This window comes from Bacteroides cellulosilyticus, from assembly GCF_020091405.1.
Taxonomy (GTDB): domain Bacteria; phylum Bacteroidota; class Bacteroidia; order Bacteroidales; family Bacteroidaceae; genus Bacteroides.
On record NZ_CP081903.1, the window covers coordinates 5,449,420 to 5,466,402 of the forward strand.

Genomic DNA, 16,983 nt, shown 5'->3' on the forward strand with positions numbered 1-16,983 from the left:
AAACAATAAACTTAATAACAATAATTTAATTCGTTCCCGTAAAAAGCGTCCGGTTTACAATACTACGCCCCAGAGTGACCTCGTCCGCATATTCCAACTCATCGCCCACTGAAATGCCACGGGCAATCACACTTAGCTTCACCCCCATCTTTTCAAGCTTACGATAAATATAGAAGTTAGTTGTGTCACCTTCCATCGTAGTGCTGAGTGCCAGGATCACCTCCTTGATTCCACCGGCAGCCACACGCCGTACAAGACTTTCTATCTGCAAGTCACCCGGACCTACCCCGTCCATTGGTGAAATAACACCACCCAAGACGTGATATAGTCCACGGAATTGCTGCGTCGCTTCCACCGCCATGACATCGCGGATATTCTCTACAACACAAACTGTAGATGCATCCCGCTGCGGATTGGCACAAATACGGCAAGTTTCCGTATCTGAAATATTGTGGCAAACTCTGCAATATTTTACTTCATGCTTCAGTGTAACAATAGCGTTACCAAAGGCTTCTACCACTGCCGTATCTTGTCTCAGAAGGTGTAGTACCAGGCGCATAGCCGTCTTCCGCCCCACTCCTGGCAGTTTGGCAAACTCGCTCACCGCCTTCTCCAATAATATCGAGGAAAATTGTCCGTTCATACTAAAAAATCAACTATTGGCGGCAAAGATAATGCAAATTGAGTGCAGAACTTTCATGCAAGCATGAAAAAGTTATGAGAAATTCTGAAATAAGTACTACCTTTGCATACGCAGGAAAAAAAGAAAAAGAGTAAGAAACTTTCTAAATTTGACATAAAAATGGAGATTACAAGCGCTGAATTCGTCATTAGTAATACAGATGTGAAAAAATGCCCCTCCGGGATATTCCCTGAATACGCCTTTATCGGACGTTCCAACGTTGGAAAATCCAGCCTCATCAATATGCTGACAGGGCGTAAAGGACTTGCCATGACTTCCGCCACTCCGGGAAAGACTATGCTCATCAATCATTTCCTTATTAATAAAAGCTGGTACATCGTCGATCTACCTGGCTATGGTTATGCCAGACGCGGACAAAAAGGAAAATCACAAATACAGCGTATCATCGAAGATTATATTCTGGAACGTGAACAGATGACCAATCTCTTCCTGCTTATCGACTCACGGCTTGAACCACAAGTCATCGATATCGAATTCATGGGATGGCTGGGCGAGCACGGAGTACCTTTCTCCATTGTCTTTACCAAAGGGGATAAGCTGAAAGGCGGCAGGCTGAACACCAATATCCAGCAGTATCTGAAAAAACTAAAAGAGCAATGGGAAGAACTTCCCCCTTATTTTGTGACCTCTTCTGAGAACAGAATGGGCAAAAAAGAGTTATTAGATTATATAGAGAGTATTAATAAAGAATTGAATACCAAATAAAGTAATAGTAAATATGAAAAAGAGTGTATTTTCACTGGCATTTATTGCCACCTTACTTCTTGTGTCGGCCAATAGTCAGGCACAATCGCTAAAAGATTTATTCAACAAAGAAAATGTAGAAAAAGTAGTCAGCGCCGTTACCGGTAAGAATACTGTTGATATGACAGGTACATGGTCGTATACCGGTGCCGCTATCGAATTCGAATCAGACAACCTGTTGATGAAAGCCGGCGGAGCCGTTGCTGCTACCACTGCCGAAGCCAAACTCAATGAGCAACTGAGCAAAGTGGGTATCAAACCCGGACAAATGAGTTTTACCTTCAATGCCGACAGCACTTTCAACGCTAAACTGGGAACCAAAACTCTGAAGGGGACTTATGTGTATGACGCCACCGAAAAGCATGTAACCATGAAGTTCGTCAGACTGATAAACATGAATGCCAAAGTTAACTGTACATCCGGCAGCATGGATTTACTGTTCGAATCGGACAAACTACTGAAGCTAATCACTTTCCTTTCCAGCAAGAGCAGCAATGCCACACTGAAAACAATCAGTTCACTGGCAAACAGCTACGACGGCATGATGTTAGGTTTCTCACTTGAGAAGAAAGAATAAAACGGAATATCAATAAAAAAGTCCCGTAAACATAATGTTTACGGGACTTTTTTATTCTCAATGGAGCGGAAAACGAGACTCGAACTCGCGACCCTAACCTTGGCAAGGTTATGCTCTACCAACTGAGCTATTTCCGCATTAGATGACTCTCTTTTCACAAAGAGAAAGTGCCCAGAACAGGACTCGAACCTGCATGCCTCTCGACACACGCACCTGAAACGTGCGCGTCTACCAATTCCGCCACCTGGGCATTATCAGTCATCCAGACAAAAACAAAAAAAATGAGCGGAAAACGAGACTCGAACTCGCGACCCTAACCTTGGCAAGGTTATGCTCTACCAACTGAGCTATTTCCGCATTATGATAATCGTGTGAAGAGGAGGAGACTCGAACTCCCACAACATTTCTGTCACTACCACCTCAAAGTAGCGCGTCTACCAATTCCGCCACCTCTCCATACTATCTCATACCTTCAAAGAACTAAAGCTTGCCTCACCTATGTGCCCAGAACAGGACTCGAACCTGCATGCCTCTCGACACACGCACCTGAAACGTGCGCGTCTACCAATTCCGCCACCTGGGCATTAGGTAATTGCAACTATGTGCTTGAGCGGAAAACGAGACTCGAACTCGCGACCCTAACCTTGGCAAGGTTATGCTCTACCAACTGAGCTATTTCCGCGTTTGCGGTTGCAAAGGTAGATATTTTCTCTAAACCTGCAAACATTCCGGCTATTTTTTTCGCAAAGAAAAGTACACGTCTATCCCTGTATACACAGCAGTTTTTTGATTATCAGCTCATTCTATCCCGATAATCTTCATAAAAAAATTGCCTGAATATTTCCGCTTTCCCTTCTTTTGTCCACATTGCAATGGCAGGATGGTGGATTCCATTGAACATATTTGTTTTTACCATCGTGTAGTGAATCATATCTTCGAAGACAATACGCTCTCCGATTTGCAATTCATGGTCAAAACTCCAGTCGCCCATATAGTCACCACTCAAACATGAATTTCCACCCAGGCGATATACATGGCAACCGCCGTTATTTCCCATTTCAGCACCACGTACGGCAGGTTGGTAAGGCATTTCAAGACAATCGGGCATATGACAGGTAAAACTCACATTAAGAATAGCGGTACGGATACCACGGCTTTCCACAATATCCACTACCTCAGAAGCCAACACACCGGTCTGCCAGGTAAAGGCAGAACCAGGTTCAAGGATAATACGCAAATGCGGATGACGGGCACGCAAATCTTTCAGCAGTTGAATAAGATGCTCCACGTCATAATCTTTACGCGTCATCAGATGCCCACCTCCCAGATTCAACCATTTAATTTGCGGAAACCAACGAGAGAATTTTTTTTCCAGATGTTTTAATGTCCGTTCCAGTTCATAAGATGAAGATTCGCAATGACAATGACAATGGAAACCATCAATACCTTGTGGCAGAGCCTCAGTCAATAAATCCGCTGTTATGCCGAAACGAGTGCCGGGAGCGCAGGGATTATAAAGTTCCGTTTCCACTTCAGAATATTCCGGATTAATACGAATACCACAAGAGATGCCACTCCCCTCTTTCACGACCTCCGGATAGAAACGGCAGAACTGCGACAAAGAATTAAAAGTTATATGACTACTGCAACGCATGATTTCAGGAAAATCAGCTTCCGTATAAGCGGGAGAATAAGTATGCGCCTTACTACCGAATTCTTCCAGTGCCAGACGCGCCTCGTATACCGAACTTGCCGTAGAGTGCTCTATATACTCCCTGAATATGGGAAACGAACGCCACATGGCAAAAGACTTGAATGCCAGGATAATTTCTACTCCGGCACGATCGGCAACGCTTTTTATAAGGGCGAGGTTCTTTCTCAGCAATTCTTCCTCCATGATGTAGCATGGAGAGGGGAAACAATTGAAATCTATCATAAATAGTATTTTTTCATTTAACCGATAATCTTAAAACGGGCAAAGCGCAATAAAAGTTGCTTGTCGCCCGCATTCTTGAAATGAATAGTCGCTTTGGCATTATCACCATTGCCTTCTACCTTCATCACTTCTCCCAGTCCAAAACGTTCGTGCTCAATAAGCTGCCCCGGCTGCACAGCCATTGCCGAAGCGGAAGACGGCGCGGCAGGTGATGCGGACGGGGTCACCCGTTTCAGATTGCGCGGCACGCTCGGAGCAATAATCTGTTGCTTGGGACGCTGGGGAGTTTCCTTTTCAGCGTTATACAATGACTCGCGGGTATGAGGCGAACGAGAGAACCCGCTACTATTTTCCCTACGGAAATGTACCGCCTCTTCATCAATCTTACTGCCCAACCCCGCATCCTGGGGCAAGCGAAGGAAGCGGATATCAATATCTTTCAGAAAGCGGCTGGGACTGCCGAATTCCATTTTTCCATAGCGGAAACGGGTGCGGGCATACGAAAGGAAACAATGTTCTTCCGCACGAGTGATGGCCACATAAAATAAACGCCTCTCCTCTTCCAGCGCACGGGGAGAATCTCCCACCATACCGCTGGGGAAAAGATTTTCTTCCATTCCCACCACAAATACATTTCTAAATTCCAGTCCTTTGGCAGAATGGACGGTCATAAGCGTTATTTTCTCATCATCCTCATTGTCCGAATCCTGGTCAGTCAGCAATGATACTTCCGATAAAAAGTCTGTCAGTGAAATATTAGGATTACCCTCTTCCAAGCGCAAAGCACAGAAATCGCTCATGCCATTCACTAATTCCTCAATATTCTCTTTACGGCTAAGATTTTCCGGTGAATTGTCTTGGCAGACGTCATTAATAATGCCGGATTGACGGATAATCTCCGTACCAATCTCATAGGCATTCTTCTCCATTACCCCTTCTATAAATCCACCGATCAGGTCACGGAAGCCCTGCAGTTTAGAGTGCGTGCCTTTATTTAAATTCAATCCATACGTCAGCGGCTCACAGAGCACGACCCAAAGACTGATATTATTTTCCGTAGCAGCGGCGATAATTTTGCCTACCGTCGTATCTCCAATACCACGGGCCGGATAATTGATAATACGCTTGAACGCTTCCTCATCATTAGGATTGACCACCAGACGGAAGTAAGCTATCACATCCTTTATTTCTTTGCGCTGATAAAAAGACAAACCACCATAAATGCGATAAGGCATACCCCGCTTACGCATAGCTTCCTCAAATACACGGCTCTGCGCATTGGTCCGATAAAGTATGGCGAAATCCGAATAGGCGTAATGCTCCGAACGACGCAACTCAGCAATCTTATTGACTACAATATCTCCTTCTTCCACATCACTGTATGCCTGAAACACACCGATGGCTTCCCCTTTCTCCTTTTCAGAGAAGACTTCCTTACGTATCTGCCTTTCATTCTTTTCAATCAAACTGTTGGCAGCGCAGACAATGGTTTGCGTAGACCGATAGTTCTGTTCCAACTTGAATACTTTCGTATTGGGGTACACTTTTGTAAAATACAATATATTGTCAATATCTGCCCCCCGGAAAGAATAGATACTCTGCGCATCATCTCCAACCACACACACGTGCTGATGATCCTTTGCCAACTGCAACACAATACTGTGCTGGGCATAGTTGGTATCCTGATACTCATCTACCAGAATGTAGCGAAACTGTTCCTGATAACGCGCCAGTACTTCAGGATGATCTCTGAAGAGAATAAAAGTATAAAAGAGCAAATCATCAAAATCCATGGCATCCGCCTGCCTGCAACGATCCCAATAACGATGGTAAATATCCCGGATTGCAGGCATCTTGGCGGCACAATCCCCTTCATAAGCCTCTTTGTTGGCAGCATATCCCGCAGGAGACACCAGGTGGTTTTTCGCATTGGAGATGCGTGCCTGCACACTGCCCGGCTTATACACTTTCTCATCCAGCCCCATCTCCTTAATGATAGAGCGCACCAGACTCTTGCTGTCCGCCGTATCATAGATAGTAAACTGCGAGGTAAAACCGATGCTCGCAGCTTCCGCATGCAGGATGCGCAGGAAGATAGAGTGGAATGTACCCATCCACAAATGACGTGCCCGCTGTTCTCCCACCTGCCGGGCAATACGTTCTTTCATCTCACGGGCGGCCTTGTTGGTAAAAGTCAGAGCCAGGATATTCCAGGGCTGATAATCATTTTCCAGCAAATAGGCTATTTTATAGGTCAGCACCCGTGTCTTCCCGGAACCCGCACCGGCTATCACCAGCGACGGACCCTCGTTATAGAGCACTGCAGCGCGCTGTCCTTCATTCAATTCTTCGATATAATTCGTATTCATGTATGCAAAATTAAAAGAATCTTTTTATATTTGTACAATGTTATTCTAACTAAAATCACAGAGAACTATGGAACAAATTAAAAATATGCGACTTTATATTTCTTTTATGTGCCTGTTGGCATTCTTGTGCGCCTCACCTGCAATGGCGCAAAAACAGAGTAAAGTGGAAAAACTCTTGAAGTTTCTGGTAAACAACGAGAATGACAAGTTCACAAAAAACCGTGACAAATTAGACACAGAAACCGCAACCGCCTTTGAAGCGGAAGTCAAGCTGATCGATCTGTGCGACCAGATATGGAACCAGCAGGAAGTAACTGTAGCCAAGGATTATTTCCAGGCTTATGTAGATGCCACCAAAGGCAGTTTCCTCTCCATTTGCCAGGAAGCCGGCGTAGATCCCGGCGCTATCCGCAAACGTATGGAGAGCAGCATCAGCGCCATTCTGGATGAATATCCCAACAAGCTGGTCTATTCCGGCACATTGGTAGAAGCCGTCAAGGCATCCGGATACGAATTATCCGATGAAGTCAGCAAACATCTCTATGATGTGCATGAAGAGGAATTATGGAAAGACTTCGTGCGCAACAAGAATATTCCGAAATGCGAAAAATATCTGACTGAGTATGCAGATGGCAAGTATAAAGCAGAAGCCATGATAGAATACAATCGTCTGTTGTTCCAAACCGTACAGAAATCACCATCCGCCAGCAATTTTAAGAGATTCTTTGATCATGACCGTCTCAATACATTCTTCGACGGACGTTCCAAGCGGGAGTCCATGGCGCAAGCCCTCTCCCTCTACGACGATTATCTTTACGGAAATATCTGCAAAGCGCAGGCCATCGCTTCCATCAAGCAAGCCATTGCGGAATACGAACAGGCTTCTTATCTGAGCCCGTCCGACAAGAAATATACGAATACATTGGAGTACAAAAAGGACAGTATCGACTATGAGACTTTGAAGCTGGAAGTGAATTCCCCAAGCAAACTGGGGCTCATCAAAGAGTATCTCCAGACTCATAAATACAAGGAATTCCGCGACAAAGCCAATAAGTTGCGTGTGCCTTTCGAGCAACAACTGGTGTGGAGCAACCCCACTGTCATCCAGTCCTACAGCCGCGGACTCCTAATGAAGTCCAACGAAGTGAAAAATGGAAAGAATACTCAAAAGACCTACACGTATGACGAGAATGGAAGGTTGGTAAGTATCAAGGAGGTTATAGAAGATAAAGGAACCACCACCCTGCAGACCAACTTCCTCTACAACCCGCAAGGCAATTGCGTAGAAGAGGTGCAGGTGAACCAAAGAGGCATGAAAGAGGTTTATAAGCGCCTCCGCACTTTCAGCACGCTGGGCATAGTGCTTACCGATTCCACTTTCCACCAGAACGGAAAACTGACAGTGAGAAAATATCATCCGCAACTCAATCTTCCGACGGAAGAAACAAACTATGAGAAGAATGTTCCGGTATCCTCCGTTGTCAACCAATACGGCAAGAACGGACAGATAGTGAAACGGGAGGAAACTTTCCCGCTGATGAAAGACCCGCTTCCTACCCAGGTGAGCAAACAAACCGACGTATACGAGTATGATCCTTACGGTTACCTGACTAAAATTACGTTTGAAAAGACCCTTGTCAACAGTGAAAAGACCAGCGGTTCGCTCATCTTCCTGTATGATGAGTTCGGCAACCAGATAGACAGTAATGCTTATTATGAATATGACAGCACCGGACGGTGGATACAGAAAACTGACCGGGGAGATGTCAAGAATACGGAGAAGATACAGGTGATTTATCAGTAATGCGAATCAGCCAATTGAGTTTAGTTCATTACGGTATAGAAAAGAAGGAAAAGAGTGATAAGGTGGTAAGGTGATAAAGTAGCTGCGCTATATATCACAGAGCGTTATCCCGTTATCACTTTACCACTCTACCACCTTATCACATTTAGCTCATATCCCATCAGTAATACGCCGGATTAGGCGGTGGCGGTTCCCGAAGTACGGTTTCCGCATCAAAGCAGAGGCCGGGACATCCCGCAAGCCGACATCCGGGATAATCCCTCAACAGCAGCATCACCAGCACGCGAAGGGAATGTTTCTGAAATTCAGTGCGCGTATCGGCCGGGGATCCTGCAGAGTCCACACCGCCTTCATAGCAGATTCCGACAGAGTTCCGTTGCAGTTTACCACACAGGGTTTTGATATCTCCGTTCTTTCTTATATAAATCGAGTAGGAGGAAAACGAAGTAGTTTTCTTCCTACTTTCGCTTTCCGACCTCTCACACCACCACGCATGCCGTTCGGCACGTGGCGGTTCTTTACTTACGATGCAATTTACTGTAATACTCCATCAAGGTAGGGTACCCCACTAGTTTCAATTTGTCATTATCCATGGCAGAAGTTAGGATTCTGCTCCCAGCTATACACCAATACCCTAAGCGAGTATTGGCATGTTGCCAGGCATAGAACTTACTGATGCCACACTTCTGCAAATTGGCAAACCGAGTTTTGACCTTCTTCCAGTATTTCCATATACACATGCGTATCCTACGACGAAGCCATTCATCTATACGTTTCAGATAACTCTGCATATCTGCCAACTGAAAGTATTCTATCCAGCTACGTATAAACAGATGAAGCTTTGATTTGCGCTGCTCATACCCCATACCATTACTTCTTCCGGTCAGTTCTTTCAAGCGAACTTTCAGTTTAAGGTAACTTTTGGGATGGACAGATAAGCGACATTCGCCATTCTTTACATAAAAAGAATAACCCAGAAACTTCATGCCACGAACATAACCAACGCTGGTTTTATCTTGATTTACCTTTAGGAAAAGATCTTTCTCAATAAAAGCGCTTATGCTCTTCTTTACACGCAGGGCAGAACGTTTACTCTTACAGAAAATCATACAGTCGTCCGCATAACGCACAAACTTGTGCCCACGGGATTCCAACTCTGTATCCAATTCATGGAGCATAACATTGCTCAGCAAGGGGCTCAAAGGTCCTCCTTGGACAGTTCCCTGAACACGGCTCTCGTAGTGACCATCTACCATTGCCCCCGAGAGGAGGTATTTATGGACGAGGGAGATAACACGACCATCCTTCACGGTGCGTGACAAAATCTCTATCAACTTGCTATGATTAACTGTGTCGAAGAACTTTTCTAAGTCCAAGTCAACACAGTATTTATGACCACTATTGATATGAGATTGGGCGCGCCGCAAGGCTTGGTGAGCACTGCGTTTAGGGCGGAAGCCAAAGCTGTTGTCACTGAACTGGCGTTCGTAAAGCGGACTAAGCACCTGGCTGATGGATTGTTGAATAAGACGGTCAATAACGGTAGGAATACCTAATTGACGTTTCTTACCTCCATCCTTGGGAATTTCAACCCGCCGGACGGGATTGGGACGATAGCTACCGTCCAACAAAGAGTTTATCAGTTCGTCTTTATGGAGTTTCAGGTAAGGAAGTAAATCTTCCGTTTCCATCTTATCGACACCTCCACAGCCACCGTTGGCCACGACCTGCTTGTAGGCGCGGTTCATGTTTGCGGGCGACACAATACGTTCCAATAAAGCATCTTTGGTAAATTGCGCTTCCACGAGGTGGTTTTCAGTTATCCCAATAAAGGTCTGCACTCCGGCATAGCTTTCGGATTCCGTCCTATCCTTTTGCCGGCAGTTATCACTCAATGTTGATATTTTCTGCATTCGTTCCTTTATTTGGTAACATTCATTGACTACTCGCTTAAATAAAGTTCAGACCTTCCCCGAATGCCGATTTTTTTTTTCGGGTACTATGTCGTCTGCTGACTTCTCACAGCAAGCTTTACTCCGTGCTTCTGAAAAAAAACATCTGCACGTCTGTGAGACCTCCCCAGTTAAGAATACATTCTTTCCATCTTATACCTGCCGGATTTACTTTGGATGTTTCCGGATAGTTATAAGGCTTTGTCTTGTTTAGCAGACTAACCCACATCCTTTAGCCTTATATCCGGTTTCTGTACGTCAGGCCAGATGTTTGCCGCTACCTTCCTTCAGATTCCAACTCACGATGGACACCCTTGGCGTTGGCTAAACACTTCCCACTATCAGGGCGTGTTAGGGACTTGCACCCATTAGAATATACCCATGCTGGGCGAACTAAGAATAACCTGTGCCGGAATTTTTCCGGCACAGGTTATTTGTTATCAGGTCATGTTCCGTATAGCAACGGTCAGCGCGGGTGGCGCTGCTACAAATGACAATTAAATCAATCCTTTCCATTAGACTTTTTTTGTAATTAAGACCTTCCCGTCATCGCATGCGCGCTAAACGCACCCAACACAGCCGAAGCCACTGCAATCACCACTTTCAGAATCGCATCCCAAGTAATTTTCTTTTTCACAACAGTCAAGGTTTAAATTAGTGTTCCGCTCCTACAGCATATCCCACACTGCGCAGCCTTTAATTTTCAATTTTCAACTTTCAATTTCTACCGCCTCCGGCGGTAGACTCATCCCAGCGGATTCTCGTCCAAATTTCCGCCGCCACCTTCTCCGCTGCCGCCGGAAGAAGAGCCGCCCTCCTTATCTTCCGGCTTTTCCAAGGCGAAGCTCACGTTTGCCAAGCTTCTGGTGGTGGCATTGGTGCCGTTCACCAATCTCAGCGCCTTATCCGGAACAAAGCGGATATTCACCTTCTTGATATTCCTCACCGTACAATCCTCCGACTTCGCCACTCCCGGACAACTGAAGGTCATGTGGAATGTCCCCAACTGATCCAGCTTCACCTTATTGCCATCGGCAAGGCTCTGCTGAATCTCTTCCATAATAGCCTCGAACACGTGCTTCACATCTCCCTTCGTCATCGCGCAGCTCTTCTGCACGGCAGCCGCAAGCGTATCGGTATCCACCGTCTTGCACGTGCCGGGTTTCTGACGAAGATAAAAGAACTTGGGAGAATTGACATCAGTCATAATCTTTCTACGAAGATAACGTTCTACTGTTACATCCATAAGTCAAATAAAATCAAGTTAAGGTTTAAGTTTATAAAATCTCTTCAAATCACTATGCAAAGATACAATATCAGAACCCGAAAGTCAAGTGTTTCACCATTTATTTTTCAATATTTTTTCAACACTTATACCTCCTAAATAAATCATGATTTATAAATTATAAATCACGATTCCCCTCACTTCGCATGCCTCATCAGCCACTCCATCGGCGGCATATAATCCCCTATCTTCGTCAGGCTGGGGTTGTGGGCAAAGTAGATGTCGCCCGTCTCCCCATTGCGGTGTTTGGCCACAATCGCCACTCCCAGCCCTTCTGAAGGATATTTGCTCTTGCTCTCACTTTTCATATTGTGCATGGCCGGACGATAAAGCAGCATTACCATGTCCGCATCCTGTTCTATCGCCCCACTCTCACGCAAGTCGCTCAACGCCGGGCGGCAATCGGGACGCCCCTCGCTGGCACGGTTCAGCTGACTGAGCAGCAGTACCGGCACATTCAGTTCCTTCGCCATTAGTTTCGCCTTGCGGGCGGCCTGCGCCACCTCCTGTTCGCGGTTGCGGTTATCCTGCCCCGCATCCATCTTGCACAGTTGCAGGTAGTCCAGGATAATCAGGTCGCACTCCCCCTTACTCTGCAACATCCGCGCCACTCCGCGCACATGATCCATGCTCACCACCGGACTGTCGTCCACTCGGATAGAAAGTCCCGCCAGTTCCACCGAGGCTTCCCTCACCTGCCGCAACTCACTTGTATCGAGCTGCCCGTTGCGCAAGTGCGAAGGATTTACATCTTCCGTAGCTGCAAGCAGCCACCGGTCCCCCAGCCTCTCGCCCTGCATCTCCAGACTGAAAACCACCGTGTGGCATCCCGCCGCAGCAGCCGCCCGTGCCAGGTGCAGCGCGAAGGCCGTCTTTCCCACCGACGGACGCGCGGCGATGACAACCAGGTCGCCCTGCTGCCATCCACCCGTCATCTCGTCCAGTTCGGTCAGCCCGGTGGGAATGCCCGTGACGCCGTTCTTATTGTTCTCCACGCGAGCTTCCACCTGCACCAGCGTATCCTCCATCAGTTGCTCCATGCCCCGGAGATGGTCGGCGGTGCCCAGCGTCCCTTCCAGGCGGTCCAGCAAATTGTGCATACCCACCAGGATGTCCGCAATGTCCACCGACTGATCCGAGGCGGCAGCCAATTGCTTGTGCGACCCCAGTATCGCCTCCCGGCGTATGTACAGTTCCTTCAGTATGGCAACGTGATATTCCAGATGCGCCCCCGACGCCACGCGACCGCTCAGGCGCGTCACGTTGTAGGCCCCTCCCGCCGCTTCCAGTTTGCCGCGGGCTGCCAGTTCGCTCTTCACGGTGAGGATGTCAATAGGCAGGCCTCTATGGTTCATGCTCAACATGGTGGAGAAAATCAGCCGGTTTGTCTCGTTGTAGAACACCTCCGGGCCAATCTTCCCGGCAATCAGCGGCATGGCTTCGCTCTCTATCAGACAGGCGCCCACCACCGCTTCTTCCATCTCCTCATCCTGAGGATTCCATATTCCATTCATATTCTGCAATTTACTGATTATCATTCATATTCATCCCTGAACAATCCGCCGTCCAGATAGCCGGCGGCTTGGCGGCAATACTTCGTGTCGCGCAGATGGAAGTAATAGTCCTCTATATGTTCCGTCGCCATTTTCCTGTCCGCTTGCGACAGTTTCTTCCAAATGCTGAAAGCACTTTCGCGGCTTTGCCTGGGCATATGGGTGATTTCGTGATATTCGTTCCAGAATTCGCAGAAAGACGCTTCGAGCGCGCCTGCACCGGCACTTCCGGTTATCTTCTTGCCCGTCCACACATCATATCCCGGTATGCGGATATGGGTGAGGGCATCCCCCTTCAGCTTCTCGATGTTGCCGTCCGCCATCAGCCTTCCGAAGAAGCGCCGGGTACGCCCGATGCTCCATCCCAGAATCTCCGACCAGTGGCGAAACGAGATCACCGATTCCCCACGTCCGCAGACGATGTCCGACTCCTGACGTTTCACCGTCGCTTCCGTATAGTTCACGTAGGTCAGCACTCTCAGAAAGGCCGCCATGTCTCCACTTGCTTCAGGACACTCCTCAAATGCTTTGAGCAGCAACGAACGGGGAATCATGACATAACCGGAAACTTTTAAATCATTAAATATATTCATAGTTGTTTTTTTATTTGCGACTGCAAAGGTAATGCAAGAAAGCCGCATCCGGTCTGCCCGATGCTTGATCCGGCTACAATCCGCTCTTTTCGGCTACAATTTCATACAAATGGCATCCTGAAGCGCTCCCCGGAAACGCTCTTCGGAAGCGAACTTTTTTTGAATCACTCCGTGTACCGGATAACCTACTGACAGCAAACATCTTACTTTTCCGCGTGAACCACCAACCGTACCACCAACCGTACCCTAATAAGTAAATATAAGAATTTAAAAGAAGGATATATAAATATATCCTTCTGCATTCCGGGGCTTTGAAGGATATGTAAAAACCCTCTTGAAGTTCTCTTTTAGACACGGATTACACGGATTTCACTGTTGCAATTTTAAGAAAATCCGTGAAATCCGTGTAATCCGTGTCTAAAAAATCATCATGATGCAACACACTTATACACTTTTTACACAGCCTCTTTGTCGGAGGCATTACTGCACAAAAAAGGGAGGTTACCCCTCCCCTTCCTTCTTCCGCCTTCCGTGTTCTCTTCTCACCTGATCCGGAAAGCCCAGATGGCGTACAATCACCGCGTTCTGGAGTGGAGTCAGATTAACCAACTTGTCGGTATATTCCACACTCAGCAAGTCGGCATACAAGGCGGGAAGTTCGCGCACATGCTTCCGGAACGAACGGATGGACGAAGTGTTAAGCTCACACGGATAATACGCCTGTGCCACCCGGGACAAGGCATGGCAGCCCGAAAGCAACCAATCAAAATTTTCTTCTTTCATGTCTTTTATTTAAAATTTGCCGGCACGGGGAGCTTTGTGCACCCGGCCTGTTTAGAAAACAGGGGCAAAGGTAGGAAGAATCCGAAAGTAAGGAAAAACGAAATATTCAACTTCGGAAATTATCTCCCTCTCTCTTGCTTGAAGTAGGACAAGATGGTGGTGAAATTAAGGAAATGACGGTCGCGGACATGAAAGCGGCTTTCGAACAAATAGCGCGAGCAGATGACGCTACAGAAGTAAGCATAATTCAGATGCCGGTGCAAACGCGACTGTAGGCGGTCGTAGAGCCGGGAAGCGTATGCTATGAAGTTGCGTATCTCCGCGTAGTGAACAATGCGGGGACGCAAGCGTTGCGTGCCGGCGCGTTCCATCATTGCCAGGGCATATTCTATTTGCTCCATTTTATCACGATTGTTCTGCATGCTTTGCAGCAAGGCATCCAGGCGGATTTCCTGACGTTCATAACGTTGCCTTGTACGTTCGAGGCGTTGTCTCAATTCTTCTTCAGTCATTGTTTTTATCAGATTAATTTTATTTTCAGCATCTATAAATGTACGTAAAAAGGCTTTGCAACGGACGATCTGTTTGCACTAAACAGACCATCTGACACAACAAAACGGACGGTCTGTTCAGTGCAAACAGACCGTCCGTTTTGTTTAACATTTCATAGGTTTGGACACGTTCAATCGGATGCCGTTCAAACCGTTCAACGGGAGAAGGCGGATTGAAAATCCTTATACTCGGGGGGACGGATTAAGAAATTTCCTCGCACACTCGCATTTCCATCCCCTTATATACCACCACAATCTTGTGCAGGCGGGTGCTGCCGATGGCGCGCTTCACCGTGTCGGTATCGGCGTAGCGGTTGGCTTGGGCGATGGCTTCCTGACGCAATTCTTCCACGCGGGTTTCGGGATCTTTGTATTTGGCATATTTCAGCTCCACGATGTAGCTGTGCGTCATGTCGGAGTAGATGTCCAGCATGGGGCAGAGGAAGATGTCGACGTAACCCGCCTGCGTGTCCTGTTCGGAGACGGGGCGGTAGAAGCGGTTCTGTGCGGTCATGGCGAGGGTGAAGCCGTGAACGAAGAACTCGCCTTTCTGCTTGTCGCGCTGCGAGGCGTAGGTTTTCAGGCAGTCGGCGATGTAGTCGAAGTAGGCTTGCCAGTCACCCCGATAGGCGAGACGGCTTGCCAGTTCACTCTTCTCGTAGCTGCTGAAACTGAGGTCGGCATCGTTGTAGGTGTTCAGCAGATAAGTATAGAGTTGTTCCTGCACCACCAGATTGGGGATGGTCAGTTTCGTTTTTCCTTCGTGCGTGCCGCTGATGGTGAGCATACCGAAATAGTAGAGCAAGCTCACGAAGTTGTCCGGATTGGTGATGCCGGAGGCAGGAAAGCCGGTCTTCAGTTCACCGGTGATGAAGCCCTGGCTCACCAGCGTCTGGATGACGGAAGCGTCATGGGCAAATTCCTTGTCCTTGCGGATGAGCATGCGCAGTTTCTCGTAGTCGATGCGGATGTTCTCTTCTACCATGTTATCCGGAGCATTACCGTACAAGATGTAGTTCTTAACGAAGTAAAGCACCATATTGGAGTTGTACATCGTAGTTCCGCCGTAGCTTTTCTGCGCGAAGCAATAGTTGTCGTACCACGGTTTCATTATCTCTATCAGTTCGTCTACGGTGTGGTGGAAGGGGCTGGTAGTAGAATAGTAGGTCAGCATCTCGCGCACTTCCTCTTCCGTGAAGCCCATCAGCTGGTTAAACTCCGGTGTGAGAGAGTAGTTGGTACCGATGTTGAAGCCGCTGGTGAGGTCGTCCATCGTCACGGGGCTTACTCCTGTGATGAAACAACGCTCGATGCTGGAATAAGTCCCTGCTTTTACTTTATTGAAGAAAGCGCGCAGGTAGCCTTCACCATGCGTTTCGTTGGTGTAGCGGTGCAGGCTTTCGGGGTCGGCGAGGATGGCGTTGGTGAAGTGGTCGTATTCGTCGATGAAAAGATACATCTTCTGTCCGGCACGTTCGCAGGCCTGATAGAGGTAATCCAACTGTTCCACTGCTCCGCTCACGGCACACAATCCTTCCGGAGTGCCTTGCGGCAGAAGGTCGGCATATTTCTTGCAGAAGTTCTCGAAAGTAATCCCACAGTGCGCATCCAGTCCTTTGCGATAGTTGTTCAGTTCGCCGGTGATGCCGGAGAAATTGAGGTAGAGCACCAGATAAGTATTACGGCTCGGTGTGGGGTGTTGGCCGATGTACAGGTCGCCAAAGAGGTCTTCGAACCGGTCGCGGGTGCGCACGTCGTAGTAGTGTTGCAGTAGGTTCAGCGTCAAGCTCTTACCGAATCGACGGGGGCGGATGAAGAAAAAGAATCGATCCGCCTCCTCTATCATGGGGATGAAGCGGGTCTTATCCACATAATAATAATCTTCACGACGGATGACCGCGAAGTTCATCATGCCGTAAGGGAGACGTTTTCTGCCGGGTACTATGTATTTCAATGGATCCATAATCTGTCCTTCTGATTTGTTTTTTTATCTAAGCTATTGTTGTCTGTCGGAGATAACGATACAAAGATAATTAAAGTTCTTGTAGAGATGACTTTCTATCATCTCATTTTTTCGGCTTTTTTATGTACCGAGAATCAGGAGTTAAAGAATTTATCGCTTCGCTCAGGAGT

16 protein-coding genes and 6 tRNA genes are annotated in these 16,983 nt (G+C 47.3%); 3 read left to right on the forward strand and 19 right to left on the reverse strand.

Going from position 1 to position 16,983, the window contains the following annotated elements; genetic code table 11:
• Window positions 1-25: 25 nt before the first annotated feature.
• Entirely contained in the window at window positions 26-643 is a 618-nt protein-coding gene (gene recR / locus K6V21_RS20725) for a recombination mediator RecR (protein WP_007213814.1), read from the reverse strand.
• 159 nt (window positions 644-802) lie between these two features.
• Here recR and yihA point away from each other — a divergent pair, with 159 nt between their 5' ends.
• Together yihA and K6V21_RS20735 are read left to right on the forward strand one after the other, a co-directional pair.
• Window positions 803-1,408 (forward strand): ribosome biogenesis GTP-binding protein YihA/YsxC, encoded by a 606-nt coding sequence (yihA, locus tag K6V21_RS20730; RefSeq protein WP_224319732.1) that lies wholly within the window; start codon window positions 803-805, stop codon window positions 1,406-1,408.
• Window positions 1,409-1,421: 13 nt separating this feature from the next.
• Entirely contained in the window at window positions 1,422-2,024 is a 603-nt protein-coding gene (locus K6V21_RS20735; protein WP_007218063.1) for a DUF4923 family protein, read from the forward strand.
• A gap of 61 nt (window positions 2,025-2,085) precedes the next feature.
• Here the strand turns inward: K6V21_RS20735 and K6V21_RS20740 are convergent.
• From K6V21_RS20740 to K6V21_RS20775, 8 genes are all read right to left on the reverse strand, one after another.
• Window positions 2,086-2,161, reverse strand: a tRNA-Gly gene (locus K6V21_RS20740).
• 31 nt (window positions 2,162-2,192) lie between these two features.
• Window positions 2,193-2,274, reverse strand: a tRNA-Leu gene (locus K6V21_RS20745).
• A gap of 34 nt (window positions 2,275-2,308) precedes the next feature.
• A tRNA-Gly gene (locus K6V21_RS20750) sits at window positions 2,309-2,381 on the reverse strand.
• Between the two features lie 15 nt (window positions 2,382-2,396).
• A tRNA-Leu gene (locus tag K6V21_RS20755) sits at window positions 2,397-2,480 on the reverse strand.
• Window positions 2,481-2,525: 45 nt separating this feature from the next.
• Window positions 2,526-2,607, reverse strand: a tRNA-Leu gene (locus tag K6V21_RS20760).
• Between the two features lie 26 nt (window positions 2,608-2,633).
• Window positions 2,634-2,706 (reverse strand) — tRNA-Gly (locus K6V21_RS20765).
• Window positions 2,707-2,817: 111 nt separating this feature from the next.
• Complete coding sequence (gene nspC / locus K6V21_RS20770; RefSeq protein ID WP_224319733.1) at window positions 2,818-3,960, reverse strand: carboxynorspermidine decarboxylase; 1,143 nt, start codon at window positions 3,958-3,960, stop codon at window positions 2,818-2,820.
• A gap of 17 nt (window positions 3,961-3,977) precedes the next feature.
• Window positions 3,978-6,329, reverse strand: coding sequence for an ATP-dependent helicase (locus K6V21_RS20775; RefSeq protein WP_224319734.1), 2,352 nt, complete (start codon window positions 6,327-6,329; stop codon window positions 3,978-3,980).
• 67 nt (window positions 6,330-6,396) lie between these two features.
• On the opposite strand from K6V21_RS20775, the gene K6V21_RS20780 reads away from it, so the two are divergent.
• Window positions 6,397-8,133 carry a hypothetical protein gene (locus tag K6V21_RS20780; protein ID WP_224319735.1) on the forward strand — a complete coding sequence of 579 codons (1,737 nt, stop codon included), beginning with the start codon at window positions 6,397-6,399 and terminating at the stop codon, window positions 8,131-8,133.
• 160 nt (window positions 8,134-8,293) lie between these two features.
• Here K6V21_RS20780 and K6V21_RS26845 read toward each other — a convergent pair whose 3' ends face one another.
• The 10 genes from K6V21_RS26845 to K6V21_RS20830 all read right to left on the reverse strand — a co-directional run bounded on the left by K6V21_RS26845 (window position 8,294) and on the right by K6V21_RS20830 (window position 16,813).
• Window positions 8,294-8,662, reverse strand: coding sequence for a hypothetical protein (locus K6V21_RS26845; RefSeq protein ID WP_408912905.1), 369 nt, complete (start codon window positions 8,660-8,662; stop codon window positions 8,294-8,296).
• On the reverse strand, window positions 8,652-10,058 hold the full coding sequence (gene ltrA, locus K6V21_RS20790) for a group II intron reverse transcriptase/maturase (RefSeq protein WP_224322077.1): 1,407 nt from the start codon (window positions 10,056-10,058) through the stop codon (window positions 8,652-8,654). The genes K6V21_RS26845 and ltrA overlap by 11 nt, the downstream gene beginning before the upstream one ends.
• A gap of 420 nt (window positions 10,059-10,478) precedes the next feature.
• Complete coding sequence (locus K6V21_RS20795; protein WP_408912622.1) at window positions 10,479-10,601, reverse strand: hypothetical protein; 123 nt, start codon at window positions 10,599-10,601, stop codon at window positions 10,479-10,481.
• A gap of 16 nt (window positions 10,602-10,617) precedes the next feature.
• A complete protein-coding gene (locus K6V21_RS20800; RefSeq protein ID WP_217716232.1) occupies window positions 10,618-10,722 on the reverse strand; it encodes a smalltalk protein in 105 nt (34 codons plus the stop codon).
• 108 nt (window positions 10,723-10,830) lie between these two features.
• A complete protein-coding gene (locus tag K6V21_RS20805) occupies window positions 10,831-11,331 on the reverse strand; it encodes an HU family DNA-binding protein (protein ID WP_224319736.1) in 501 nt (166 codons plus the stop codon).
• A gap of 176 nt (window positions 11,332-11,507) precedes the next feature.
• Window positions 11,508-12,884, reverse strand: coding sequence for a replicative DNA helicase (gene dnaB / locus K6V21_RS20810; protein ID WP_224319737.1), 1,377 nt, complete (start codon window positions 12,882-12,884; stop codon window positions 11,508-11,510).
• Between the two features lie 20 nt (window positions 12,885-12,904).
• On the reverse strand, window positions 12,905-13,516 hold the full coding sequence (locus K6V21_RS20815) for a hypothetical protein (RefSeq protein ID WP_217716234.1): 612 nt from the start codon (window positions 13,514-13,516) through the stop codon (window positions 12,905-12,907).
• 501 nt (window positions 13,517-14,017) lie between these two features.
• Complete coding sequence (locus tag K6V21_RS20820; protein WP_224319738.1) at window positions 14,018-14,299, reverse strand: DUF4248 domain-containing protein; 282 nt, start codon at window positions 14,297-14,299, stop codon at window positions 14,018-14,020.
• 119 nt (window positions 14,300-14,418) lie between these two features.
• The gene (locus K6V21_RS20825; RefSeq protein ID WP_224319739.1) at window positions 14,419-14,811 is read right to left on the reverse strand and encodes a TM1812 family CRISPR-associated protein; all 393 of its coding nucleotides are present in this window, start codon (window positions 14,809-14,811) and stop codon (window positions 14,419-14,421) included.
• A gap of 241 nt (window positions 14,812-15,052) precedes the next feature.
• Window positions 15,053-16,813, reverse strand: a complete 1,761-nt coding sequence (locus K6V21_RS20830) for an AAA family ATPase (protein ID WP_224319740.1) — start codon at window positions 16,811-16,813, stop codon at window positions 15,053-15,055.
• Window positions 16,814-16,983 lie beyond the last annotated feature (170 nt).